We start from the raw sequence: 24661 nt of genomic DNA on the forward strand, positions 1-24661 counted from the left end.
CCAAGGCAAGCGGGGCTTTTTTTACGGCGGGTGGACGCTTACTCGTTACGCGTTTCGACCTGTTGCAGCGGCTCGTCCGCCACGACCGGGCGTGCTGGACGTTGGCGACGGCGACGGGCAGGCGCTTCGACCGTGTCTGCGGTTGCGGCGACCGGGCTTGCCGGCACGTCGCTGCGCGTCTCGATCATGACGAGTTCATCGCTCTTCAGCACGGCGCTCAGGTCGAACGGCAGTTGCGTTTGGGTGCGTGCAGCGGCGGCGCGTACCGGAAGTGGCTCTGCCTCGGCAACATTGGCCGGCGCGGCCGGTGCGACGGGCGCGCTGACGGCAGCTTCGACCGCCGCGGCGGCCGGTTCGGCTGCAACCGGCTCGACGCTAGCAGCTGCGGCAACCGTCTCGACCACAGCAGCGACGGGCGCCGCAACGGAGTCGACGGCCGGCACGCTCACGACCTGCTGCGCTTCGCTTGCTGCAGCCTCTTGTGCCGCGGCTGCGGCTGCTGCTTCAGGCGTCGGGTAGAACATGATCTCCACCGGTGCCTGGCGCTGGCGGCGCTCGCGGTTGGCCTGACGTTCTGCATCACGTTCGGCGCGGCGGGCCTTTGCTTCGGCGCGGCGAGCAGCGTCAGCTGCGGCTTGCGCTTCTGCGGCAGCAGCAGCGGCCTCCGGGGTCGGGTAGAACATGATTTCGACCGGACGGTTGGCGTTATCGCCTTGTTCCTGAGCGACGGCTTCGTTATGGCGACGCTCCCCACCACGACGACCGCGACGGTTGCGACGACGGCTGCTGCCCTCGCCTTCATCTGCCTGCGGTGCGACCTCGTTGACCGGAGCCACGCCGTCGATGGCGCCGGTATCGATCACCGTCGCGATGTCGGCTTCCGTCGCAACCGGCTTCGGCTGACGCGGCTGACGCGGCTCGCGCGGTTGGCGCTCACGGCGCTCCTGGGCTTGGCCCTCGGGCTTCTCTGCGCGTTCGCCGCGGTTCTCTTCGCGACGGCTGCGTTCGCCACCTTCGCGCTGCGGCTTGGCGGCCGGCTCCGCCGGCGCCTCGGGCTTGGCCGCCTGGCGATCACGGGTCTTCTCGCCGCGCGCTTCGTTACGGTTGCGCTGTTCGTCGCGGCCCTTCTGGCCGTCGCGGTTGCGTTCCTCCCGGTTGCCACGCTCGCCGCGCTCTTCGCGGTTGCTACGGCCGCCACGCTCGCCACGGCTACGCTCGTTGCGACGCCCATTGCGGCCGGCATCCTTGGTTTCGGCCGGCTTTGCGGCCGGCGCCGTGGTGGTGGCGTCACCGCCGCGGAACCAATTCAGGATGCGCTGGAGCAGGCTCATGCCCGGCTGGGGTGTCGCGGCTGGGGCGACGGGTGTTGCTTCCGGCTTCGGCTCCACGATCGGGGCCGGCTGGTCCGGCGTGAACGAGCGGATCGCCGCTTCCTGGCGCGGGGGCTTGGCTTCGGTGTTGGCTGACGGCGGTACGTAGTTCGCATCGGCCGGCATCTGCGCCATCTTGTAGCTGGGCAGGTTCAGCTCTTCCGAGTTCAGCTGGTCGTGACGCAGGCGGATGATTTCGTGCGCCGGCGTTTCGAGGTGTCGGTTCGGGATCAGCAGCAGGTTGACCTTGTGACGCAGCTCGATCTTGGCGATATCGTCGCGCTTTTCGTTCAGCAGGAAGGTCGCCACATCAACGGGCACTTGGCAGTGCAGCGCGCCCGTGTTTTCCTTCATCGCTTCCTCTTCGAGGATGCGCAGGATGTGCAGCGCGGCCGACTCGGTCGAGCGGATGTGGCCGGTACCGGTACAGCGCGGGCAGGTGATGTAGCTGGTTTCAGCCAGTGCAGGGCGCAGGCGCTGGCGCGAGAGCTCTAACAGGCCGAAGCGGCTGATCTTGCCAGTCTGCACGCGGGCGCGGTCGTGGCGAAGGGCATCGCGCAGGCGGTTTTCCACCTCGCGTTGGCTCTTCGGGTTTTCCATGTCGATGAAGTCGATGACGATCAGGCCGCCCAGGTCGCGCAAGCGCAGCTGGCGGGCCACTTCATCAGCAGCCTCGAGGTTGGTCTTCAGTGCGGTTTCTTCGATGTCCGCGCCGCGGGTTGCACGGCCGGAGTTCACGTCGACCGCCACCAGCGCTTCGGTGTGGTCGATCACCACGGCGCCGCCCGAGGGTAGGTTCACTTGGCGCGAGTAAGCCGATTCAATCTGGTGCTCGATCTGGAAACGCGAGAACAGCGGCACATCGTCGCGATAGCGTTTCACGCGATGCACGTTGGTCGGCATCACATGCGCCATGAACTGGCGGGCCTGTTCGTACACGTCATCGGTGTCGATCAGGATTTCACCGATGTCCGACGAGAAATAGTCGCGGATCGCACGGATGACGAGGCTGCCTTCCTGATAGATCAGGTAAGCACCGCTCTGGCCCTTCGCTGCACCCTCAATCGCCTTCCACAGCTGGGCGAGGTAGTTCAGATCCCACTGCAGCTCTTCCGCCGCGCGGCCGATCGCGGCGGTACGCGCGATCATGCTCATGCCGGACGGAACGTCCAGCTGATCCAGTGCGTCACGCAGTTCTGCGCGGTCGTCACCCTCGACGCGGCGCGAAACGCCACCGCCACGCGGGTTGTTCGGCATCAGTACCAGGTAGCGGCCGGCGAGCGAGATGAAGGTGGTCAGGGCTGCGCCCTTGTTGCCACGTTCGTCCTTCTCGACCTGGACGATCAGTTCCTGGCCTTCCTTGATCGCGTCCTGAATGCGGGCGCGGGAAGCCTCAACGCCTTCCTTGAAATAGGCGCGGGAAATTTCCTTGAACGGCAGAAAGCCATGGCGCTCCGCACCATAGTCGACAAAGGCCGCTTCGAGACTGGGCTCGACGCGTGTCACGACGCCTTTGTAGATGTTGCTCTTGCGTTGCTCCTTGGCGGCCGACTCGATATCGAGATCGATCAGTTTCTGACCATCTACGATTGCGACGCGCAGTTCTTCGGCCTGCGTCGCATTAAAAAGCATGCGCTTCATTGGTGTTGTTCTCCCGCGCGCAAGCGGGCAGAACGAACCGCACCGTCCGATTCGGACGGCGTACTCAGATTGTCGGGAACGCTGTCATGCGATGGTTCGTTTTCAAAAAGAGTCGCGGGATTCGTACTGATCGGTCCTGCAGTCTCGGCGAGGTTCAGCCGACCGCTCAGGGCCTTGCATTCTGCGAGTTGCGCGCCAACTATGTGGTCAAGTGTTTTTTGGGTACCATCGCGAGCTTTTGTGCTCCAGCGACGGTTGGCTTGGCGTTCCTCTGGGAGCTTAGCTCATCGCCGACTGGTCCGTACCTGCATCCTGCGAGGTGCGGCCCGAGCCGGACGTACCGGACGAACCCAAGCAGTATATTCAACATGGTCTTGCAAGGCAAAACCCCGTCCGCCCCCCCAGCCGTCCAGCGCGTGCTGATTGACGACAACGATGCCGGTCAGCGCATCGACAATTTCCTCGTCCGCGTCTGCAAGGGCGTGCCGAAGAGCCTGATTTACCGGATCCTGCGCAGCGGCGAGGTGCGGGTCAACAAAGGGCGCATCGATCAAACCTATCGCCTCGCAGCGGGGGATGAAGTCCGGATTCCGCCGCTGCGCCTGGCCGAGAAGGCCGACAAGGCACCGGTGCCGGGACGCGAGTTTCCGATTTTGTTTGAGGACGAGGCTTTGCTGGCGATCAACAAGCCGGCGGGCACCGCGGTGCACGGCGGCAGCGGTGTGAGCTTCGGCGTGATCGAGCAGTTGCGGCAGCAACGGCCGCAGCAGCGCTTTCTCGAACTGGCGCACCGGCTCGATCGCGAAACCTCGGGCATCCTGCTGATCGGCAAGAAGCGCTCGGCGCTGAACCGGCTGCACGACGTGCTGCGCGAGGGGGGGCTTGATAAGCGCTACCTCGCGCTGGTGGTCGGCAAATGGCCGAACCCGGTGCAGCACATCAAGCTGGCGCTGACCAAATATCTCACCGAGGAAGGTGAGCGACGTGTTGCCGTGGATAAGGACGGCAAAGCTTCGCACAGCATCGTGCGGCTAGTGGCGCGCTGGGAGCGCTTCAGTCTGGTCGAGGTGCAGATCAAGACCGGGCGGACGCACCAGATCCGGGTGCATCTGACGCATCTGGGTTTTCCGCTCGCAGGCGATGACAAATACGGCGACTTCGCATTGAACAGGGCGCTTCAGAAAGAAGGCTTGAAACGCATGTTCCTGCATGCGGCGAGCCTCGTGGTGCCGCACCCGGTGTCTGGCGAGCCTTTGTCGCTCTCGGCACCATTGCCTGACGAGCTGGCGGCTTTCGTTGCTCGCCTCGACGAAAAGGAGGCGCGGACCTATGGTTGAGCGCCGATTTGACCTGATCGTTTTCGATTGGGATGGCACGCTGATGGATTCGACCGCCACCATCGTCGCGGCGATTCAGGCTGCATGTGCGGATCTCGGCTTGCCGGTGCCGGATCGCGAGCAGGCAAGCCACGTCATTGGCCTGGGGCTTAATGATGCGCTGCACACGGCGGTGCCTGCGCTCGATCCCGCCGACTATCCGCGCATGGTCGAACGCTACCGCCATCATTACTTCGCGCGTGACGAAGCGCTGGTGCTGTTTGACGGTGCTCGCGCGCTGATTGAGCGCCTTGGCGGTGCGGGCTACGGCTTGGCTGTTGCGACAGGCAAAAGCCGCGCCGGACTTGATCGCGCGTTTGTCGCGAGCGGCCTAGGCGCGTTGTTCCATGGTTCGCGTACCGCCGACGAAACCTTCTCGAAGCCGCATCCGGCGATGCTGCTTGAGCTGATTGAAGAATTCGCCGTCGCGCCTGAGCGCACGCTGATGATCGGCGATACGACGCATGATCTGCTCATGGCGCAGAACGCCGGCACGCCAGCGGTGGGCGTCAGTTACGGTGCTCACCCGGTGGACGTGCTCGAAGCCCTTGCGCCGCTTGGTTTGGTGCACTCGATGATGGAACTCGATGCATGGCTGACGGCGAACGCCTGATCTGCGCCAGCGCTGATGTGCTGGAGGGGGGTAATGGCGTGCGCTTCCCAATTCGCACGGCCTTTGGTGACGAAACGGGCTTTGTGGTGCGCTATCGAGGCGAAGTGCGCGCCTACGTTAACCGCTGCGCGCATGTGCCAGTCGAACTGGACTGGCAGCCGGGCAAGTTCTTCGACGACTCGGGCGTATACTTGATTTGTGCAACGCACGGTGCGCTTTACGACCCGGTTGGCGGGTACTGTCTTGCCGGCCCGTGTCGCGGCGGCCGCTTGCCGAAGCTCGATGTGATCGAGCGCGACGGGCATATCTACCTCCTTGAGAAAACTGCATGAGCGAACAAGTCTGGGAACGCAAACTGATCGAAGATCTCGCCACCGAGGCGCTCAAGGAGCAGCGCCGTCGCCGTCGTTGGGGAATTTTCTTCAAGCTGTTGGGGGTTGCGTACTTCGGTGTGTTTCTCTGGATCATGTGGGCTGGCCGCAGTCCGGAGGGCGTCGATGGTCATCCGCATACAGCGGTTATCGAGCTTGATGGTGTGATTGCTGCGAATAACCCGGCGAGCGCCGCGCGGGTGAATACGGCGCTGCGCGAGGCATTCAAGAACGACGCGGTAAAGGGTGTGCTCATCAAGATCAACAGCCCCGGCGGCAGCCCAGTGCAAGCAGGGGCGATCTACGACGAAATCAAACGCCTCAAGGCGACCAGGCCTTCGCTGCCGGTGTATGCGGTGGTCGAGGAGCTCTGCGCGTCGGGTGGCTACTACATTGCTGCGGCGGCCGACAAAATCTACGTAGACAAGGCCAGTCTGGTTGGATCGATCGGCGTGATCATGGATGGCTTCGGGTTTACCGAGGCAATGCAGAAGTTTGGTGTCGAGCGGCGCGTGTACACCGCGGGCGACAACAAGGCATTTCTTGATCCGTTTTCTCCCTCGGTTCCGCGTCATGTCGAGCATGCGAACGCGATGCTGCAGGAGATTCACTCGCAGTTCATCGACGCCGTGCGCAAGGGACGTGGCAAGCGCTTGAAGGAAACGCCCGATATGTTCTCCGGCCTTGTCTGGACGGGTCAGAAGAGTATCGAGCTTGGGCTCGCGGACGCGACCGGGACGGTTAGTTCGGTTGCGCGCGACGTGATCAAGGCGGAGAAGCTGCGCGACTACACGGAGCGCGAAGCCACCTTCGAGCGTCTCGCGCGCCGACTTGGTGGTGTCGCGGCACAGTCGTTCTCTGAGGGCATGGTCGAGACGCGTTATCGCTGACCGCGAGCGGTCTGCCTGGCCGCTAAGCGAGAAACAGGAACACGGTGGGGCGCCGATCGAGATCGGGCGCCTCACTTTTTTTCCATGCCGCGACGCTGCGCGTGGCGATCCATTCTCCAGCGGTCGTCAGTTCTCGCGCGACGCAGAGCTGGGTTTCTGGCGACAGGCTGGCGAGCAGCGCGGCGAACATCGCCTGGTTGCGGTACGGCGTTTCAATGAACAGCTGGGTCCGTTTGAAGCGACGCGACTCCTTCTCAAGCTCGCGCAGCGAGGTGGCGCGCTCTGCGTCTTTCACCGGCAGGTAGCCGTGGAAAGCAAAGCTCTGTCCGTTCAGGCCTGAGGCCATCAAGCCAAGTAGTAACGACGATGGGCCGACCAGCGGCGCGACGCGAATGCCCATGCGGTGAGCCTGGCGCACGAGTAGGGCGCCTGGGTCGGCGACCGCGGGGCAGCCGGCTTCTGACATCAGGCCGATATCGTTCCCCGTGACGGCCGGTGCAAGTAGTGCGGCGAGTTCGGCTTCCGATGGCGTCTTGGGTAGTTCGTCGATCTTGAGCGACTGCAGTGGCTGAGGGTGGGCGATACGCTTGAGTTCGGCGCGCGCACTTTTTGCGTTCTCCACGACGAAATGGTGGAGGTGTCGCGCGGTTTCGAGTGTCGCTGGCGGATGCAGCGTGGCGGAGTCGGCTGGGCCAAGCGCGACGGGCAGCAGGAAAAGGGTGCCGGTCATCAGATTGTCTGAATCCCGGCCTCGCGCAGCAGGCGGCACAGCGCGATCATCGGCAAGCCAACCAGTGCGTTCGGGTCGTCCCCGCGGATATGGTCAAGCAGTGTGATTCCCAGCGCTTCGGACTTCGCGCTGCCGGCGCAATCCAGCGGCATTTCGCGGGCGACGTAACGTTCGATCTCTTTGTCGCTCAGGGTTCGAAAGCCCACTTCGGTGGGGGTGCATAGCGTTGAAACGTGCCCGGTGCGGGTGTCGAGCAGACATACCGCGGTGTGGAAAATGATGGCTTTGCCGCTCATCTGCCGTAGTTGCGAGATTGCGCGCTCAACGGTTCCGGGTTTGCCGAAGCGCTCGTCACCAATACTCGCAACTTGATCCGAGCCGATGATCAGGGCGTCAGGGTGGCGCACGGCGACCGCGCGCGCTTTGGTCTCTGCCAGCCGAATCGCTGTTTCGGCTGGCGCTTCGCCGGCGAGCGGCGTTTCGTCGGTATCAGGCTTGTCGGTTTCAAATGGAAGCTCAAGCCGCTCAAGGAGTTCGCGACGGTAGCGGGACGTAGAGGCGAGAACGAGTTTGCGCATCGGGACGGGCGTGTCGCCGGTTGCGGCGATTCGCCTTTGACAGGAAGGGTCTTGGATAATATCATTGCTCGTTTATGTCGCAACAGCAGGCTGGTTTTGCCTCGTGGTTGATTGCCGATCCGCTCGAATTCGCGCGGCGCGGCGAGCGTCTTGGGGGTGCAATCGAGATTTCCGCGTTCTCACGCTTGCGTGAGGAGTTGGTGGATACGCAGGGTTCGGTTCAGGTTGAGGTGGTCGGGAGTGAGGTCGGCGACGATCGCTTCCTGCTGGTTTCAATCGAGGCGGAGCCGCGGGTTGAATGTCAGCGTTGTCTCGCGCCGCTCGCGCTGGATTTGGCGTTGGATGTTCGATTCCTGCTTGTGCCGCTCGGGCAGCCGATGCCGGATGACGAGCTGGAGGATGACTCCTTCGATCCGATTCTGGCTGAGCGCAATCTCGACGTGCAGGCCTTGGTCGAGGATGAACTGCTGCTGGCGTTGCCGATTTCGCCGCGACATGAGGTGTGTGATACCCCGCAACCCCGCGAACGGGACGACAGCGCGTCGCCCTTCGCCGCGCTGGCGAACCTGCGCGGGGCGGGAAAAAAGGTTTGAGCCCGGTTCGAGTTTCGACGGGCCTGATTAACGAAGTTCAGCGAAGGAGCATCAAATGGCTGTTCAACAGAACAAAAAGTCGCCGTCGAAGCGCGGCATGCATCGTGCCCATGATTTTCTGACCGGTCCTGCGACCGCTGTCGAACCCACTACCGGCGAAGTGCACCTGCGTCACCATGTGTCGCCGTCGGGTGTTTATCGTGGCCGCAAGGTCATGAAGGCCAAGGGCGAATAATTTCCTCTTCGACAAAAACGGCGCCAGGGTGCCTGGCGCCGTTTTTGTTCGTCCCTACCCACCAGTCACTATCGATGCAGGTAACGCTCGCGATCGACTGTATGGGCGGTGATTTTGGCCCCTCGGTCACACTGCCCGCAGCCCGCCAGTTCCTGCGCGACGATCCATACGCCAGCGTACTGCTGGTCGGTCTGCCCCAAGCCATCGAAGCGGATGCTTCAAGATTGGCGGGCGAATTTCCCGGTCGTGCCCGTTTCGTGCCCGTGACGCAAGTCGTGGAGATGCACGAGGCGCCTGCCAGCGCGCTGCGCGCCAAGAAAGATTCGTCGATGCGCGTTGCGATCGATCGGGTCAAATCTGGTGATGCGCAAGCGGCGGTGTCGGCGGGCAATACCGGGGCGTTGATGGCGATCGCGCGTTTTGTCCTGAAGACCATCAGCGGCATCGACCGCCCGGCGATCGCGACGATCTTGCCGGCACAGGATGATCGGCACACCTATGTGCTCGATCTCGGTGCCAACGTCGACTGTTCGGCCGAGCATCTGCTGCAGTTCGGCATCATGGGGGCGATGCTGGTCTCCGCCCTTGAGCACAAGGAGCGCCCAACGGTCGGCTTGCTGAACATCGGCGAGGAAGAGATCAAGGGCAACGAGGTCGTCAAGCAGGCGGCCGAATTGCTACGCAGCAGCGGGCTCAATTTCTACGGAAACGTTGAAGGCAACGACATCTACAAGGCCACGACCGATGTTGTTGTCTGCGATGGCTTTGTTGGCAACGTGGCACTGAAGGCCTCCGAGGGCGTGGCGCAGATGATGGCGACGACGCTCCGGCAGGAGCTCAAGCGCAATCTCTACACGAAGCTTGTTGCGCTGCTCGCGATGCCTGCGCTGCGCCATTTCAAGCAGCGTGTTGATCATCGACGCTACAACGGTGCCGCGCTGTTGGGGTTGCGTGGCGTCGTGTTCAAGAGTCATGGCTCGGCCGATGCGTTTGCGTTTGAGCATGCGCTCCGGCGAGCGGCCGAGGCTGCCCGCAATCAAGTGGTTGATCGCATCACCGCGCGCGTGAGCGCGCACCTTGCAGCAGAAGGAGTGGCGCAGTGATCTATTCCAGGGTCGTAGGTACCGGCAGCGTACTGCCGGGAGATCCCGTCACCAACGACGATCTGGTGGCGCGTGGCATCGACACGTCAGATAGCTGGATCATCGAACGCACCGGCATCCGTGCCCGCCACCTTGCTTCGGCGGGCGTGACGTCCAGCGTGTTGGGGGCGGAAGCGGCCCGACGCGCGCTTGAAGCGGCCGGCCGCACGGCGGCCGATGTCGATCTGATCATTGTTGCGACCTCAACGCCGGACAAGGTCTTCCCCAGCACGGCCTGTCTGATCCAGGCTGAACTTGGCGTGGCGGGGTTCCCTGCTTTCGACGTTCAGGCTGTGTGCAGCGGTTTCGTCTATGCGCTGACGATCGCAGACAAGTTCATCCGCTCGGGCTCGAATCGTCGGGCGCTGGTTATCGGTGCTGAAGTGTTTTCGCGCATCATTGACTGGGACGACCGTCGTACCTGCGTGCTGTTCGGCGACGGCGCCGGTGCGGTGCTGCTCGAAGCCTCGGAAACGCCCGGCCTGCTCGCAACGGCGCTGCATGCCGATGGCAGCCTGCACGAGATTCTCGAGGTGCCGGGAAATATCCGCGACGGTCACGTCGAGGGCTCGCCCTTCATCCACATGGATGGTGCGGCGGTGTTCAAAGTGGCCGTTCGTGTCCTGGGCGACATTGCCAATGAAGTGCTTGAGCAGGCTGGCATGACGGCCGATCAGCTCGATTGGCTGATTCCGCACCAGGCGAATATCCGGATTCTTCAGGCGACCGCCAAGCGACTGCATCTGCCGTTCGAGAAGGTCATCGTTACCGTCGATCGCCATGGCAATACATCGGCGGCTTCGGTGCCGCTTGCGCTTGATGCGGCCGTGCGGGATGGCCGTGTCCAGCCGGGGCAGAGTGTGATGCTGCAAGGCGTGGGTGGTGGCTTTACCTGGGGCGCAGCGTTGCTGCGTCTGTAATACCGAGTGAGGATGCGATGAGCTTTGCGTTTGTATTCCCCGGTCAGGGGTCGCAGTCGGTTGGCATGATGGCCGCCTATGGCGACTCAGACGTGATTCGTGCGACGTTTGCCGAAGCTTCCGCCGCGCTTGGCGAAGATCTTTGGGTGATGGCGGCTGACGGCCCCGCTGAGCGTCTGTCGATGACGGTCAATACGCAGCCGCTGATGCTGACAGCCGGCGTTGCTGTATGGCGCGCCTGGTGCGCCGCTGGTGGCGCCGTGCCGAGTGTCGTGGCGGGCCATAGCCTGGGCGAGTATTCCGCACTGGTCGCGGCGGGGGCGCTTGAACTGTCGGACGCGGTACGTCTCGTTCGTTTGCGTGCTCAGGCTATGCAGGATGCTGTACCCGCCGGAACGGGCGCTATGGCGGCAATTCTGGGCCTCTCACCGGCACTAGTGGCCGAAGCGTGTGCCGAGGCGGCGCAAGGCGAAGAAGTTGCAGCGGCGAACCTTAACGACCCCGGCCAGATCGTAATTGCAGGTCACGCCGGCGCCGTTGCGCGCGCTTGCGACGCTGCCAAGGCTCGGGGTGCCAAGCGTGCGCTATCGCTACCGGTCAGCGCGCCGTTCCACAGCGCTTTGATGCGTCCGGCGGCAGAGCACCTCGCGATCGCATTGCAGTCGGTAAACGTTCGCACGCCTGCAATCCCTGTAGTGAACAATGTTGACGTCGCGCTTGAGTCGGACCCGGCGCGCATCAAGGATGCGCTTGTACGGCAAGCCTACTCGCCGGTTCGCTGGATCGAGACAGTGCAGGCGATCGCTGCTCACGGTGCTACGCAAGTCGTTGAATGCGGCCCAGGCAAGGTGCTGATGGGGTTGGTGAAGCGCTGCGCAGCAGGGCCTGAAGCGCTCGCCATTTCGGATGCGGAGAGCCTCGCAAAGATTCTCGAGATGACCAAGGGGGTTGCAGCATGACCGCGCTTGAAGGGCAAATTGCACTGGTAACCGGTGCCAGTCGTGGCATCGGCCGCGCGACGGCGCTTGAGTTGGGGCGCCAGGGGGCTGTGGTAATTGGTACTGCGACCTCGGATTCCGGTGCGGAGGCGATTTCGGCTGCGCTTACGGAGGCAGGCATCAAGGGTGTCGGGCTGCGTTTGAACGTCACAGATGCTGCCGATTGCGAGGCGGCGCTGGCGCGTATCGAACAAGAATTCGGTGCCGTGTCGGTGCTGGTGAACAACGCCGGCATCACGCGCGACAACATTGCGATTCGGATGAAGGACGATGAGTGGGACGCGGTGATCGACACCAATCTCAAGGCTGTTTTCCGCATGTCCAAGCTTGTCATGCGCGCGATGATGAAGGCGCGTTACGGCCGTATCGTCAACATCACCTCGGTCGTCGGCTCGTCCGGCAACGCAGGGCAGGCGAACTATGCGGCGGCGAAGGCTGGTGTTGCTGGCATGACCCGTGCGCTGGCCCGAGAGCTGGGCAGCCGGAATATCACGGTGAACTGTGTTGCGCCGGGCTTCATCGATACGGACATGACCCGCGCGCTCGGTGACGGGCAGCGTGATGCGCTGTTGGGTCAGATCGCGCTTGGGCGACTTGGTCGCCCTGAAGAGATTGCGGCAGCGGTGGCGTTCCTGGCGTCGCCTGCGGCCAGCTATGTGTCCGGCGTTACGCTGCATGCGAACGGCGGAATGTACATGTCATAAGCGCCGCTTGGGTGCCTAGGCAGTAGGGGCGCATGCCCGCATTTCATGGTTTCTTTTTGGTAAAATAGTGGGGTTTTCACCCCCGAATTTAGAGAAGGAGTGGTCAATGGAGAACATCGAACAACGCGTCAAGAAGATCGTTGCCGAACAACTCGGCGTCAACGAGGCTGACATCAAGAACGAGTCTTCCTTCGTGGACGATCTGGGCGCTGACTCGCTGGATACCGTTGAACTGGTCATGGCGCTCGAAGAGGAATTCGAGTGCGAGATTCCCGACGAAGAAGCCGAGAAGATCACCAGCGTTCAGCAGGCAATCGACTACGTCGTTGCCAACAAGAAGTAATCGCAGTCTTTAACCTCGTAACTCGATCCGGAGCGCACTTTGGGCGGTCGTAGAGTCGTCATCACCGGTCTCGGTATCATCAGTCCGGTCGGTAATTCCATCTCCGAAGCCTGGGACAACATCCTTAATGGGCGTTCCGGCATCTCCCGCATCACGCGTTTTGATGCGTCGACCTTACCGGTGCAGATTGCCGGCGAGGTCAAGAACTTCGACGTAACGGCCTACGTTTCCGGTAAGGAAGCGCGCCGTTACGACAAGTTCATCCACTACGGCCTGGCCGCGGCAATCGACGCGCTCAAGGACGCAGGGCTCGGAGAACATCCAGACAACGCAGAGCGCATCGGCGTTTGCATTGGCTCCGGCATCGGCGGTCTGCCGATGATCGAAGACACGCACAACGCGACGCTGGAGGGCGGCGCACGCAAGATTTCGCCGTTCTTCGTGCCGGGGTCGATCATCAACATGATCTCCGGTCTGCTATCGATTCAGTACGGCTTCAAGGGGCCGAACTTCGCAACGGTGAGTGCCTGTGCAACGGGCAATCACGCGATTGGTGAAGCCCAGCGTCTGATCGAGTATGGCGACGCGGACATCATGGTTGCGGGTGGTGCCGAGGGGACGGTGTCCTTCTTGGGTATGGGTGGTTTCTGTGCTGCGCGCGCGCTGTCGTGCCGCAACGATGATCCGGCTGCGGCAAGCCGCCCCTGGGATGCTGGTCGCGATGGTTTTGTGCTCGGTGAGGGCGCTGGCGTGTTGGTGCTCGAAGAGTACGAACATGCCAAAGCGCGCGGGGCTAAGATTTACGCCGAGCTCGCCGGTTATGGCATGAGCGCGGATGCAAATCACATCACTGCACCTTGCGAAGATGGCGAGGGAGCCTCGCGCAGCATGCGCAATGCCCTGCGCAACGCAAAGACGGAGCTCGATGAAATCGACTACGTCAATGCGCACGGCACCTCCACGCCGCTCGGCGATCTGGCCGAAACGACTGCGGTGAAGCGCTGCTTCGGTGAGCACGCCTATAAGCTCTCGGTTAGCTCGACCAAGTCGATGACGGGTCACCTGCTGGGTGCGGCCGGGGGTATCGAGGCGGTATTTACCACCCTCGCGATTCGCGATCAGGTGGCGCCGCCAACGATCAACCTGGAAACGCCTAGCGAGGGGTGCGATCTTGACTATGTGCCGAAGCAGGCACGGCCGATGACGATCCGGGCTGCGATGTCCAACTCCTTCGGTTTTGGCGGCACCAACTCGACGCTGATCTTCCGTCGCGTCTGATAGGCGTTTTCGCAGAAATGAGGCTCGCAGGCGATATTCGGCTGCGGGCCTCTTTGTCTTTCTGGGGCTTGCTTGTGGCACTGCATGGCGTAGCGCTGGCGGTGGTGTTCTATCCCGGTGTCGATCCGCGCTTACGTTGGGGCGGTATTCCGCTTGTCCTGGTCTCGGCGGCGTGGGCGTGGAGGCAGCAGCGCCGAACCCAGCGGATTGGTTTGACTTTGTTTGACGACGGCGCCGCGGCGGTCACGGATGGCGATGGGGCGTCTCGCCCAATCGTATTTCATCGCAGCACGCGAGATGGCGGCTGGTTTCTTGCGTTATGTTGGCAAGAACTCGCAAGCGGCCAACAGTGTCGGGTGTGGCTCGTCGGCTCGGCAATGCCAGCCGAAGAATGGCGCTTGCTGCGCGCCTGGCTGCGTTGGCGTGCGTTCAGCCGCGCGCGGACATCCAGCGAGGCAAGCCGGTCGGCCAGCGCAGATTCCTGATAATGGTCGCCTTGCCTTTCGGAAGGGTTTCCGGATAGTCGCGACTGTAGTGCAGGCCGCGGCTTTCCTTGCGTGACAGCGCTCCGCGCACGATCAACTCCGCGCTGACAACCAGATTGCGCAACTCAATCAGGTCGTTGCTGACCCGGAAGTTGGCGTAATACTCGTCGATTTCGCGGTGCAGCAGCGCGATGCGGTGCTGTGCGCGCTGCAGGCGTTTGGTGGTGCGGACGATGCCGACATAGTCCCACATGAAGCGGCGGAGTTCGTCCCAGTTGTGCGCAATGACCACTGCTTCATCAGCATCGGTCACCTTGCTTTCGTCCCACTCCGGGAGGTCCTCTGTGATGGCACGTGGGTGCGCCAGGATGTCCGCGGCGGCCGCTTCCCCAAACACCACGCATTCGAGCAGCGAGTTGCTCGCCAGCCGGTTAGCGCCGTGCAACCCGGTACAGGCGGTCTCGCCGATAGCGTAGAGGCCCGGAAGGTCGGTGCGTGCGCGCAGGTCTGTCAGCACTCCGCCGCAGGTGTAGTGCGCCGCCGGAACGACCGGAATCGGCTCTTTCGTGATGTCGATGCCGAGCTCAAGGCAGCGGGCATGGATGGTCGGGAAGTGCGTTGTGATGAACTCGGGCGGGCGGTGGCTGATGTCCAGATACACGCAATCCAGACCGTGGCGCTTCATTTCGTAATCGATTGCTCGGGCGACGATGTCGCGCGGGGCAAGTTCGCCGCGCGGATCGTGCTGCAGCATGAAACGCGTGCCGTCCGGCAATTTCAACAAACCGCCTTCGCCACGCACTGCCTCGGAAATGAGGAACGACTTCGCTTGTGGGTGGTAAAGGCAAGTCGGATGGAACTGAATGAATTCCATGTTGGCGACGCGGCATCCTGCGCGCCAAGCCATGGCAATGCCGTCGCCGGTCGCGGTGTCCGGGTTGGTCGTGTAGAGGTACACCTTGCCGGCCCCGCCGGTTGCGACCACGGTATGGCGGGCCGCAAAAGTCACGACATTGTCTTCTGCGATGTCGAGAATGTAGGCGCCGAGGCAGCCCGCGTCGGGGCGCCCAATTCGATGACCGACGATCAGGTCGACCGCAATGTGGTGTTCGAAGACGCGGATATTCGGATGGGCGCGGACTTTCTGGGTCAGTGTCTCTTGCACAGCTGCGCCGGTGGCGTCGGCCACGTGCACGATGCGTCGATGGCTGTGCCCGCCTTCGCGCGTCAGATGCATGTGTAGCGGGCCTTCCTCGGCAGGCGTGAAGGGCACGCCTTGCGCTGCCAGCCACTGAATGGCCTCGCGACCGTGCTCGACCACAAAACGCGTGGCGCCATCGTCACAGATGCCGGCGCCGGCGATGTGTGTGTCGCGCGCATGCGCTTCGGTGGAGTCCATCGGATCGACGACGGCGGCGATGCCGCCCTGCGCCCATGAGCTCGCGCCGTCCTCAAGCTGACATTTCGTCACCAGCGCGACCGAGTGGTGGTCAGCGAGGCGGAGGGCGAGCGATTGGCCAGCGAGGCCGCTGCCAAGGATCAGAACATCGAACTGGAGCACGGCGGTCAGGGCGCGCGGAAGGCGCCGCTAGATGGGGAGGCGCGAATATATCACGCGCCCCTGCGGCGCGTTGGCACACGGCGGCAATACCCATGCGCGTGACTGAACTATTCCCCGTGCGTCGGGTCAATGGACGCATAAGCAGTCGCCCTCAGGGGCTGGGGTATACTGGCTTGGCGCCGCCCAGAGCGCGAACCAATCCAGAAAATACCCCGTCCCATGAGTGATCGTCAGATAGACCAGCAGTTGGTCGAGCTTGCGCAACGCGGCGACAAGCATGCCTTCGGGCTGCTTGTGTCGAAGTATCAGCGCAAGCTCGCTCGGCTGCTGTCTCGCATGATCCGCGATCCGGCGGAAGTCGAGGATGTTGCGCAGGAAGCCTTCATTAAGGCTTATCGCGCGCTACCCTCGTTCCGCGGCGACAGCGCGTTTTACACATGGCTGTACCGTATCGGGATCAACACGGCAAAGAACTATCTTGTGTCGCAGGGCCGGCGCGCGCCGACCTCGACTGACATCGATGCCGACGAGGCAGAAAACTACGACGATGGCGATCTGCTTCGTGATTACGACACACCGGAACGCCTGCTTGCGACCAAGCAAATCGGCGAGACGGTGAACGTGGCAATGGATGCATTGCCGGAGGAGCTGCGCACCGCGATTGTGCTGCGGGAGATTGAGGGCCTGAGTTACGAGGAAATCGCGACCGTGATGGGCTGCCCGATCGGCACCGTGCGTTCGCGCATATTCAGGGCGCGGGAGGCGATTGCAGAAAGACTTCGCCCCTTGCTCGATACAAGTCCGGAAAAAAGATGGTGAGTGAGACATGAAAGAGCAGATTTCCGCCTTGCTGGATGGCGAATTGGAGCCAACGGGCGTGCAGGCGCTTTTGTCACACACAAAGAAGGTGCCGGCTCTGCGTGAGTGCTGGGGCGAGTACGCGCTGATCGGCGACGCTTTGCGCGGCGAGGCCGAGTTGTCGAGCGACTTCTCGGCCAAGTTGATGGCGCGGCTTGATGCAGAGCCGACCGTCATTGCGCCGGCGGCCAGTGCGGCGCTGGCGAAGCGTCGTCGTTCCGCACTCGACACCTTGTTGCCGATTGCCGCGACGGTAGCGGGTGTTGCGGTGGTTGCATGGCTCGGCTTGCGCGTCGAGCCAGCCGATACGACCCGTGTTGCGCATGCCACGACGGCCGCTCGAGCAGTGCCGGCTGCGGATGCTGATCGTGCTTACCTGCTCGCGCATCACGGGTATGCAGGCGCCCAAGCCGTTCCTGGTGTCGGGTACTACATGCGCACCGCAGCCGAACAGGTTGGGGACGAGGTGCGATGATCGGCAGGGCTTGGGTTGTTGCCCTGTCCCTGTTTGCAGGGCTGGCGCAGGCAAGTGCGTCGCAAGACGCCATCGCATGGCTCGCTAAAGTGAGCGCGGCGTCGCAGACGCTGAACTATGCAGGCACCTTCGTTTACCAGACCGGTAGAACGACCGAGACTTCGCGGATCGCCCATATTTCGGATGCGACCGGCGAATACGAACGGCTGGAGACGCTGGACGGCCCGCCACGCGAGATCGTACGTAGCAACGGTGATGTGCGCTTCTACCTGCCACAAGAGAAGATCATCATCAGCGACCATGCGATGCCTAAGCGTTTCCCGGCATGGGCTCATGTGTCACCCGATCAGCTGATGGGCAATTACAACGTTCGCCTGGGTTCGCTTGACCGGGTGGCGGGCATGCCCGCACAGCAGGTGGTACTTGAACCGCGCGACGCGTTCCGCTACGGCCACACATTCTGGGTTGAGCCGGGAAGTGGCCTGATGCTCAAGTCGCGCATGCTTGATTCCACCGGCGCTGTGGTGGAGCAATTTGCGTTTTCCGACGTGAGTATTGGCGGCCTTGTTGAGCGCGACAAGGTGCGCTCCCGCTATGCGGCTGCAGCGGGTGGTTGGCGCGAGATCAACGCACGCGGTGCGGCGGTGACCCCTGAAGAGGCGGGCGTGAGCTGTCGGGGGCTGTTGCCCGGCTTCCGGCCGATCAGTACGGTGCGCCGGCAAGTGAAGGATGGCGGCGCGGACGCGGTGCACTTGGTGTATTCCGATGGTCTGGCGACCATATCGGTCTTCGTGGAGCCGATCGCTCAAGGGCGCAAGACGCCTGTCGTTGGCGAGAGCGCTGTTGGTCCAACGCGAATATTCAAACGCCTGATTGGGGCTCATTACTTGGTAACCGCTCTGGGTGAGGTGCCGCCGGAGTCTGTGAGGCGCCTTGCGGAATCGGTTGAGATTCGCCAGAAATGAATACGCGTAAAGCAATTGTGCTGCGCGTTGACAGCGGTTCAGCGCTCGTGAAGGTTGGTGGTGATGGCGGCTGCGGTCGCTGCAGCGAAACCGGTGGCTGCGGCGGCGACGTGCTTGGCAAGTTGTTCGGTGGGCGCTGCGCCAGCTACCGGGTTGGAACTGATCGACCGCTCAGCCCGGGTGCTGAGATTCTGGTTGCGGTTGAACCACGTGCGCCTCTGTTGGCGGCAGCCCTTGCCTACGGTTTCCCCTTGCTTGGATTGTTGCTCGGGGCCGGAATTGGCGGCGCGCAGTGGCCGGGAGACGCCGGAGCGGTGCTTGGTGCTGTCGCCGGGTTGGTCTCGAGTTCAGCCGTGTCGATGTGGCTGACACGCCGAAAGCTTGCTGGCGGACTCGCTGTGCGCGTGATCGATTCAGGGATGTCGCATTGATGGGGGCCGCGATGTTGCAGCCAGTCAAATTCATGAAAGCGTGGCGCTTTGCGCTACTTTTATCAGTGCTCTGCGCGGCCACTGCGTCTGCGGCGCGAGATCTGCCGGAACTCGCCGATCTGGTTGATCGTTCGGCGGCGGCGGTCGTGAACGTCAGCTCGGAGCAGCTGCGTCCGCGGGCGAAATCCGATGCGCGGGATCCGATGCAGGACTGGTTCCGCCGTTTCATGCCCAAGCATCCGCAGATTCCTCGTGATGGCGAGGAGGGCGACTCGATGGGTTCCGGGTTCATCGTGTCGGCGGATGGCTACATTCTGACCAACGCCCATGTGGTCGAAGATGCGGACGAGATTGTGGTTCGCTTGACCGACAAGCGTGAGTTTCGCGCACGCCTGATTGGCGCTGACCGACGCAGCGATGTGGCGGTGATCAAGATCGACGCTACCGGCCTGCCCAAGGTGCCAATCGGCGACCCTGGCAAGCTGAGGGTTGGCGATTGGGTGGTCGCGATCGGTTCGCCTTTCGGTTTTGACCACACCGTCACCGCCGGCATCGTCAGTGCCAAGGGGCGTTCACTTCCGGACGAGTCGCTGGTCCCCTTCATCCAGACGGATGTGGCCATCAATCCAGGCAATTCGGGTGGGCCGCTGTTCAATCTCAAAGGCGAGGTGGTCGGCATCAACTCGCAAATCTACAGCGAGACGGGCGGGTTCATGGGGCTCTCGTTCGCGATCCCGATCGATGTGGCGATGGATGTGCACAACCAGTTGCGGTCCTCGGGCAAGGTGACTCGCGGCCGCATCGGTGTCGTCATTCAGGAGGTCACCAAGGATGTTGCCGACAGCTTCGCGTTGAAGGCGCCGCAGGGGGCGCTGGTGAGCGAGGTCGAGAAGAGTGGGCCCGCGGACAAGGCGGGTGTTGCCATCGGCGACGTGATCCTGCGTTTCGATGGCAAGCCCGTGAATGCATCGTCGGATCTGCCGCGTATTGTCAGCGGCACCCGGCCGGGTGCTCGCTCTTCGATGCAGATCTGGCGCAAGGGGGCGATCCGGGATGTCGCGCTTGTCGTTGACGAGTTTGCGGAGGAGTCGCCAGCCCCCAAGAAGCCTCAGTCCAAGCGGGTCGAGCCAGCGGGCTCAAATCGACTTGGTTTGGTGGTCGGGCCGCTCACGTCCGAGCAGAAACGTCATTTCAAGAGTGATGGCGGCGTGGCGATCAAGGATGCGAGGGGCCTCGCGGCGCGGGCGCAACTGCAGGGCGGAGATCTGATCGTGTCGGCGACGCGCAAGGGCCTGCCGGTCGAGTTCCGCAACGTCGAGCAGTTCAACCGCTTCGCTGCGGCGGTGGAGCGTGGTGAGAGCGTGTCGCTGCTGGTCAAGCGGGGCGACACCCAGAGTTTTGTCAGCCTGCGCGTGCCCGATCTGCCCTGAGCCGACGCGGCGGAGTGGATCGGCTATACTCGCGCGTTCTCCAACCCGATGGATTCCTGAGAAGGGTGCGGCAACGCACCCTTTTTTCGTGGCATGCAGCACATCAGAAACTTCTCGATCATCGCCCATATCGACCATGGCAAGTCGACCCTTGCCGATCGGCTCATCCAGCGCTGCGGGGGCCTCTCCGATCGCGAGATGGAGGCTCAGGTCCTTGATTCGATGGACATCGAGCGTGAGCGCGGCATCACGATCAAGGCGCAAACCGCGGCACTCAGCTATCGTGCTCAAGACGGTCAGATCTATAACCTGAATCTCATCGACACCCCGGGGCATGTGGACTTCTCTTATGAAGTCAGCCGCTCACTGGCTGCCTGCGAGGGCGCGCTGCTGGTGGTGGATGCTTCGCAGGGGGTTGAGGCGCAGACCGTTGCCAATTGCTACACGGCGATCGAGCAGGGCGTTGAGGTCGTACCGGTGTTGAACAAGATGGATCTTCCGTCTGCCGATCCGGATACGGCTCGGCAGGAGGTCGAGGACGTGATCGGCATCGACGCGACCGAGGCGATCCCGTGCTCGGCCAAGACCGGCATGGGCATCGACGAGATCCTCGAAGCCATCATCGCCAAGGTGCCGGCGCCGCGCGGCCAGGTTGATGCGCCGCTCAAGGCGCTGATCATCGACTCCTGGTTCGATAATTACGTCGGCGTGGTGATGCTGGTGCGCGTGGTCGATGGCGTGCTGCGTCCGAAGGACAAGATTCTGTTCATGAGCACCGGCGCGCAGCATCTGTGCGAACAGGTCGGCGTGTTCACACCGAAATCAATCTCGCGTGATCAACTGTCGGCGGGCGAGGTGGGCTTCGTCATCGCCGGCATCAAGGAACTGACGTCGGCCAAGGTCGGTGACACGATCACGGTGGCGAACAAGCCTGCCAGCGAGGCCTTGGAGGGTTTCAAGGAAATCAAGCCGCAGGTGTTCGCAGGGCTTTATCCGGTGGAGGCGAGCGAATACGACCAGTTGCGCGAGTCACTCGAAAAGCTGAAGCTCAACGACGCCTCATTGCAGTACGAACCTGAAGTGTCGCAGGCGCTGGGGTTCGGTTTCCGCTGTGGCTTCCTTGGCCTGCTGCACATGGAAATCGTGCAGGAGCGTCTAGAGCGCGAATTCGACATGGACCTGATCACCACGGCGCCGACCGTGGTCTACGAGGTCGTGCTCAACAGCGGCGAAGTGATCAAGGTCGAGAACCCTTCAAAGTTGCCGGAGATCTCGAAGGTCGAGGAAATCCGCGAGCCGATCATTACGGCAACGATCTTCGTACCGCAGGATTACCTTGGGCCGGTGATCACGCTTTGCAATCAGAAACGTGGCAACCAGGTGGACATGCATTATCACGGCCGCCAGGTGAAGTTGATTTACGATATGCCGATGGCCGAAGTCGTCATGGACTTCTTCGATAAGTTGAAATCCGTGTCGCGTGGTTATGCGTCGCTCGATTACGACTTCAAGGAATATCGAACCGCTGACGTGGTGAAGCTCGACATCCTTGTGTCGAGTGAGAAAGTCGATGCGCTCTCTGTCATCGTGCACCGCGCGAATGCACAGTATCGCGGTCGCGAACTGGCTGCAAAGTTGCGCGAACTGATTCCGCGCCAGATGTTCGACGTCGCGGTGCAGGCGGCGATCGGCTCACACATTATTGCGCGTGAAACGATCAAGGCGCTGCGCAAGAACGTGCTGGCCAAGTGCTACGGCGGTGACATCACGCGGAAGAAGAAACTCCTCGAGAAGCAGAAAGAGGGCAAACGCCGCATGAAGCAGGTCGGTAACGTCGAGATTCCGCAGGAGGCGTTCCTCGCCGTACTGCGCGTCGAAGACAACAAATAATCCCCCGGGAAGAGCCAGGAGAGGTCGTGGATTTTGCGTTGATTCTGTTCGTGCTGTCCTTGCTGACTGGAGCGCTCTGGTGTGCCGACCGCTTCGTGTTCCGGAAAAAACGTCCGAAAGGCAGTCCGGAGCCGGTCTGGGTGGAGTGGGGGGCTGGCTTCTTCCCGATTCTGCTGGCGATCTTCCTGCTGCGCTCGTTTCTTGTCGAGCCGTTCCGAATCCCCTCAGGTTCGATGATTCCGACGCTGCTTGTCGGCGACTTCATCCTCGTGAACAAGTTTGCGTATGGCATTCGCCTGCCGGTAATCGACAAGAAGATCATCGATTCCGGGTCGCCCAAGCGCGGCGATGTGGTCGTTTTCCGTTATCCGCAAAACCCCTCGCAGGATTACATCAAACGGGTGATCGGGCTGCCGGGTGACAAGATCGAATACATCAACAAGCGCTTGCGAATCAATGGTGAAGAGATCGCAGTACAGCAGATCGAAGACTATCTGCACACTGACCGTCTGCAATACTCGCATCGCTATGTGGAAAAGGTTGGCGGTGTCGAACACCAGATGCTGAATGACGCCGACGCACCTCCATTCGTGAGCCAGACCCTGCCTTATCCAGGGCGGGAGAACTGTGTCTATACTGTTGAAGGTGTGCGTTGCACGGTACCTGCTGGCCACTATTTCATGATGGGCGACAACCGTGACCAGAGCTCGGACTCGCGGGTGTGGGGTTTCGTGCCCGACGCCAATCTGCGTGGCAAAGCGTTCTTTATCTGGTTCCATTTCGGCGAGCTGTCGCGAATTGGGTCCTTTCACTAATTGCTTGGGGTAATTGATGCGGAATCGTCAACAAGGGCTTTCCTTGATCGGCACCATGATTGCTGCGGCTTTGGTTATTGGAGCCATCATTTTGGCTATGCGAATGGTGCCGGTCTATAACGAGTACTTCGCGGTCAAGAAAACATTGAACGCGCTTGCTGTAAGTGGTGAAGCGACGAGTCCCGAGGCAATCAGAGCGCTATTCGACAAACGATCGGGAGTGGAAGATATTGATTCCATTGCGAGGTCAGACTTGGTGATCACCAAGGAAAACGGGCGCTGGGTAATCAGCGCTCAGTGGCAAAGAAGAATTCCATTGGTGGCAAACATTTCTTTGTTGTTTGACTTTTCTGCTTCAAGCGCAGCCGAGCCTGCCGCCAGCCAATAGTCGATGAGCCGTGACAGCCTTCAGTTGGCGCTTGGATATCAGTTCTCTGATGTTTCTCTTCTTACCCAAGCGCTGACGCATCGAAGTTTCGGGACCCCGCACAACGAACGGCTTGAGTTCATCGGCGATTCGGTTCTGAACTGCGTCGTCGCCCGCGCCCTTTTCGATCGATTCACTGACCTCGACGAGGGCACGTTGTCGCGTTTGCGGGCCGGCTTGGTCAAGCAGGATGCCCTGCATGCACTTGCCTTGAGCTTGTCGCTCGGAGACTTGCTGCGACTGGGCGAGGGCGAGTTGCGTAGCGGCGGGCATCGTCGCCCGTCGATTCTCGCCGACGCGCTTGAGGCGGTATTTGGTGCAATCTTCCTTGATACGGGATTCGACGCCGCGAGTGGCGTGATTGGCCGTCTGTATTCAGCTTCGATCGCCGCGATTGATCCCCGCACCGCAGGTAAGGATCCTAAGACCGCCTTGCAGGAGTGGTTGCAGGCACGTCGCCATCCCCTGCCGACTTACGAGATGGCGCAGGTGCGCGGCGAGGCGCACGCGCAGGAATTTGAAGTGTCATGCCGGATCCCGGCCCTGATGCTAGAAACAAAGGGCCGCGGCGCGAGTCGTCGTGCGGCGGAACAGCAGGCCGCGCGCGCTGCGCTGGATCGGATCGAAAAACTATGACAGAACTTCAGGCTCCGGATGCGAACGGTTTTCGCACTGGCTTTCTCGCCATTGTCGGGAGGCCAAACGTTGGCAAGTCCACGCTGCTGAACCATCTGATTGGGCAGAAGATCAGCATCACGTCGCGCAAGGCGCAGACGACGCGTCATCGCGTGAACGGCGTTCTGACCAACGACACGCATCAGTTCGTGTTTGTCGACACCCCAGGCTTTCAGAAGCAGCACTCGAATGCGCTCAACCGTGCGATGAACCGCAGCGTCACGCAAGCGCTTGGCGACGTCGATGTCGTGCTGTTCGTGATCGAGGCGGGGCGCGTCACGGCCGCTGATCGTGCCGTGATGGAATTGCTGCCGACCGAGACGCCGGTGGTGCTGGTGATCAACAAGGTGGATCGTCTTGCCGACAAGCGTCAGCTATTGCCTTTCATTGCTTCAATAGCAGCGGAGCGTGAGTTTGCCGCGGTCGTGCCCTTGTCCGCTGAAACCGGCGCAAATGCGGATGAGTTGCTGAAGGCTTGCGGACCCTTGCTGCCGGAACAGCCTGCAATCTTCGACGCGGACGACATCACCGATCGCAGCGAACGCTTCCTGGCCGCCGAGTTCATTCGCGAGAAGCTCTTTCGACTCCTTGGCGAAGAGCTGCCGTACGGATTGGCCGTCGAGATCGAGAAATTCGAGATCGACGGACCGGTGCGCCGCATCTTTGCGGCCATCATCGTGGATCGCCCCAGCCACAAGGCGATGGTGATTGGGCGGGGCGGCGAAAAGCTCAAGCGTGTCTCTTCCGAAGCCCGCGTGGATCTCGAAAAGCTGTTCGGCGGGCCGGTCTACCTTGAGGTTTGGGTCAAGGTGAAGGGCGGCTGGGCGGATGATGAGCGCGCACTCAAGAGCCTCGGCATCGAGTGAC

The 24661-nt window shown here is 61.9% G+C and carries 27 protein-coding genes; 23 read left to right on the forward strand and 4 right to left on the reverse strand.

The genetic code is table 11. The features are described 5' to 3' along the window. Positions 1-38: 38 nt before the first annotated feature. Positions 39-3011, reverse strand: a complete 2973-nt coding sequence (locus tag ACE3P0_RS03370; protein WP_374399789.1) for an Rne/Rng family ribonuclease — start codon at positions 3009-3011, stop codon at positions 39-41. Positions 3012-3379: 368 nt separating this feature from the next. Between ACE3P0_RS03370 and ACE3P0_RS03375 the strand changes: the two genes are divergently transcribed. Genes ACE3P0_RS03375 through ACE3P0_RS03390 form a run of 4 tightly spaced genes read left to right on the forward strand, consistent with a single transcriptional unit; the run spans position 3380 to position 6261 of the window. Next, on the forward strand, positions 3380-4348 hold the full coding sequence (locus ACE3P0_RS03375; protein WP_374399914.1) for an RluA family pseudouridine synthase: 969 nt from the start codon (positions 3380-3382) through the stop codon (positions 4346-4348). Beyond that, positions 4341-5000 carry an HAD-IA family hydrolase gene (locus tag ACE3P0_RS03380; RefSeq protein ID WP_374399791.1) on the forward strand — a complete coding sequence of 220 codons (660 nt, stop codon included), beginning with the start codon at positions 4341-4343 and terminating at the stop codon, positions 4998-5000. The genes ACE3P0_RS03375 and ACE3P0_RS03380 overlap by 8 nt, the downstream gene beginning before the upstream one ends. After that, a complete protein-coding gene (locus ACE3P0_RS03385) occupies positions 4979-5332 on the forward strand; it encodes a Rieske (2Fe-2S) protein (protein WP_374399793.1) in 354 nt (117 codons plus the stop codon). The genes ACE3P0_RS03380 and ACE3P0_RS03385 overlap by 22 nt, the downstream gene beginning before the upstream one ends. Beyond that, positions 5329-6261 carry a S49 family peptidase gene (locus ACE3P0_RS03390; protein ID WP_374399795.1) on the forward strand — a complete coding sequence of 311 codons (933 nt, stop codon included), beginning with the start codon at positions 5329-5331 and terminating at the stop codon, positions 6259-6261. Before ACE3P0_RS03385 ends, ACE3P0_RS03390 begins: the two co-directional genes overlap by 4 nt. A 22-nt stretch (positions 6262-6283) precedes the next feature. Here ACE3P0_RS03390 and ACE3P0_RS03395 read toward each other — a convergent pair whose 3' ends face one another. Both ACE3P0_RS03395 and ACE3P0_RS03400 read right to left on the reverse strand, forming a co-directional pair. Continuing rightward, a complete protein-coding gene (locus ACE3P0_RS03395) occupies positions 6284-6991 on the reverse strand; it encodes an SAM-dependent methyltransferase (protein ID WP_374399797.1) in 708 nt (235 codons plus the stop codon). Further along, a complete protein-coding gene (locus ACE3P0_RS03400) occupies positions 6991-7569 on the reverse strand; it encodes a nucleoside triphosphate pyrophosphatase (protein WP_374399799.1) in 579 nt (192 codons plus the stop codon). Before ACE3P0_RS03400 ends, ACE3P0_RS03395 begins: the two co-directional genes overlap by 1 nt. A 74-nt stretch (positions 7570-7643) precedes the next feature. Here ACE3P0_RS03400 and ACE3P0_RS03405 point away from each other — a divergent pair, with 74 nt between their 5' ends. The 9 genes from ACE3P0_RS03405 (at position 7644) to ACE3P0_RS03445 (ending at position 14267) form a co-directional block, all read left to right on the forward strand. Continuing rightward, on the forward strand, positions 7644-8162 hold the full coding sequence (locus ACE3P0_RS03405; protein ID WP_374399801.1) for a DUF177 domain-containing protein: 519 nt from the start codon (positions 7644-7646) through the stop codon (positions 8160-8162). A gap of 55 nt (positions 8163-8217) precedes the next feature. Next, positions 8218-8397 (forward strand): 50S ribosomal protein L32, encoded by a 180-nt coding sequence (gene rpmF, locus ACE3P0_RS03410; protein WP_172197842.1) that lies wholly within the window; start codon positions 8218-8220, stop codon positions 8395-8397. A gap of 74 nt (positions 8398-8471) precedes the next feature. Further along, positions 8472-9500, forward strand: coding sequence for a phosphate acyltransferase PlsX (plsX, locus tag ACE3P0_RS03415; protein ID WP_374399804.1), 1029 nt, complete (start codon positions 8472-8474; stop codon positions 9498-9500). Continuing rightward, positions 9497-10459: a beta-ketoacyl-ACP synthase III gene (locus ACE3P0_RS03420; protein ID WP_374399805.1), complete on the forward strand. Its 963-nt coding sequence runs from the start codon at positions 9497-9499 to the stop codon at positions 10457-10459. Before plsX ends, ACE3P0_RS03420 begins: the two co-directional genes overlap by 4 nt. A gap of 17 nt (positions 10460-10476) precedes the next feature. Then, entirely contained in the window at positions 10477-11418 is a 942-nt protein-coding gene (fabD, locus tag ACE3P0_RS03425; RefSeq protein WP_374399807.1) for an ACP S-malonyltransferase, read from the forward strand. Continuing rightward, complete coding sequence (gene fabG, locus ACE3P0_RS03430) at positions 11415-12161, forward strand: 3-oxoacyl-ACP reductase FabG (RefSeq protein ID WP_374399808.1); 747 nt, start codon at positions 11415-11417, stop codon at positions 12159-12161. The genes fabD and fabG overlap by 4 nt, the downstream gene beginning before the upstream one ends. A gap of 106 nt (positions 12162-12267) precedes the next feature. After that, a complete protein-coding gene (gene acpP / locus ACE3P0_RS03435; protein WP_172197857.1) occupies positions 12268-12504 on the forward strand; it encodes an acyl carrier protein in 237 nt (78 codons plus the stop codon). Between the two features lie 39 nt (positions 12505-12543). After that, complete coding sequence (fabF, locus tag ACE3P0_RS03440; protein WP_374399810.1) at positions 12544-13782, forward strand: beta-ketoacyl-ACP synthase II; 1239 nt, start codon at positions 12544-12546, stop codon at positions 13780-13782. Positions 13783-13799: 17 nt separating this feature from the next. Beyond that, positions 13800-14267 (forward strand): protein YgfX, encoded by a 468-nt coding sequence (locus ACE3P0_RS03445; protein WP_374399812.1) that lies wholly within the window; start codon positions 13800-13802, stop codon positions 14265-14267. Here ACE3P0_RS03445 and nadB read toward each other — a convergent pair. Next, a complete protein-coding gene (gene nadB, locus ACE3P0_RS03450) occupies positions 14212-15837 on the reverse strand; it encodes an L-aspartate oxidase (RefSeq protein ID WP_374399916.1) in 1626 nt (541 codons plus the stop codon). The two genes, ACE3P0_RS03445 and nadB, sit on opposite strands and share 56 nt — an antisense overlap. A 210-nt stretch (positions 15838-16047) precedes the next feature. On the opposite strand from nadB, the gene rpoE reads away from it, so the two are divergent. The 10 genes from rpoE (at position 16048) to era (ending at position 24660) form a co-directional block, all read left to right on the forward strand. After that, positions 16048-16647: an RNA polymerase sigma factor RpoE gene (rpoE, locus tag ACE3P0_RS03455; RefSeq protein WP_374399813.1), complete on the forward strand. Its 600-nt coding sequence runs from the start codon at positions 16048-16050 to the stop codon at positions 16645-16647. A gap of 7 nt (positions 16648-16654) precedes the next feature. Beyond that, complete coding sequence (locus tag ACE3P0_RS03460) at positions 16655-17161, forward strand: sigma-E factor negative regulatory protein (RefSeq protein ID WP_374399815.1); 507 nt, start codon at positions 16655-16657, stop codon at positions 17159-17161. Then, entirely contained in the window at positions 17158-18126 is a 969-nt protein-coding gene (locus tag ACE3P0_RS03465; RefSeq protein WP_374399817.1) for a MucB/RseB C-terminal domain-containing protein, read from the forward strand. Before ACE3P0_RS03460 ends, ACE3P0_RS03465 begins: the two co-directional genes overlap by 4 nt. Continuing rightward, positions 18123-18557: a SoxR reducing system RseC family protein gene (locus ACE3P0_RS03470; RefSeq protein WP_374399819.1), complete on the forward strand. Its 435-nt coding sequence runs from the start codon at positions 18123-18125 to the stop codon at positions 18555-18557. Before ACE3P0_RS03465 ends, ACE3P0_RS03470 begins: the two co-directional genes overlap by 4 nt. Positions 18558-18589: 32 nt before the next feature. Beyond that, positions 18590-19987 carry a DegQ family serine endoprotease gene (locus ACE3P0_RS03475; RefSeq protein ID WP_374399821.1) on the forward strand — a complete coding sequence of 466 codons (1398 nt, stop codon included), beginning with the start codon at positions 18590-18592 and terminating at the stop codon, positions 19985-19987. 93 nt (positions 19988-20080) lie between these two features. Then, positions 20081-21877 (forward strand): translation elongation factor 4, encoded by a 1797-nt coding sequence (gene lepA, locus ACE3P0_RS03480; RefSeq protein ID WP_374399823.1) that lies wholly within the window; start codon positions 20081-20083, stop codon positions 21875-21877. A 26-nt stretch (positions 21878-21903) separates the two neighbouring features. Next, positions 21904-22692, forward strand: a complete 789-nt coding sequence (lepB, locus tag ACE3P0_RS03485; protein ID WP_374399825.1) for a signal peptidase I — start codon at positions 21904-21906, stop codon at positions 22690-22692. 16 nt (positions 22693-22708) lie between these two features. Then, positions 22709-23080 (forward strand): DUF4845 domain-containing protein, encoded by a 372-nt coding sequence (locus ACE3P0_RS03490; protein WP_374399826.1) that lies wholly within the window; start codon positions 22709-22711, stop codon positions 23078-23080. Between the two features lie 3 nt (positions 23081-23083). After that, a complete protein-coding gene (gene rnc / locus ACE3P0_RS03495) occupies positions 23084-23755 on the forward strand; it encodes a ribonuclease III (protein ID WP_374399828.1) in 672 nt (223 codons plus the stop codon). After that, positions 23752-24660 (forward strand): GTPase Era, encoded by a 909-nt coding sequence (gene era / locus ACE3P0_RS03500; protein ID WP_374399830.1) that lies wholly within the window; start codon positions 23752-23754, stop codon positions 24658-24660. Before rnc ends, era begins: the two co-directional genes overlap by 4 nt. The last annotated feature ends 1 nt before the right edge of the window (position 24661 follow it).

Origin of the sequence: Niveibacterium sp., from assembly GCF_041909475.1 — a bacterium.
GTDB lineage: Bacteria > Pseudomonadota > Gammaproteobacteria > Burkholderiales > Rhodocyclaceae > Niveibacterium.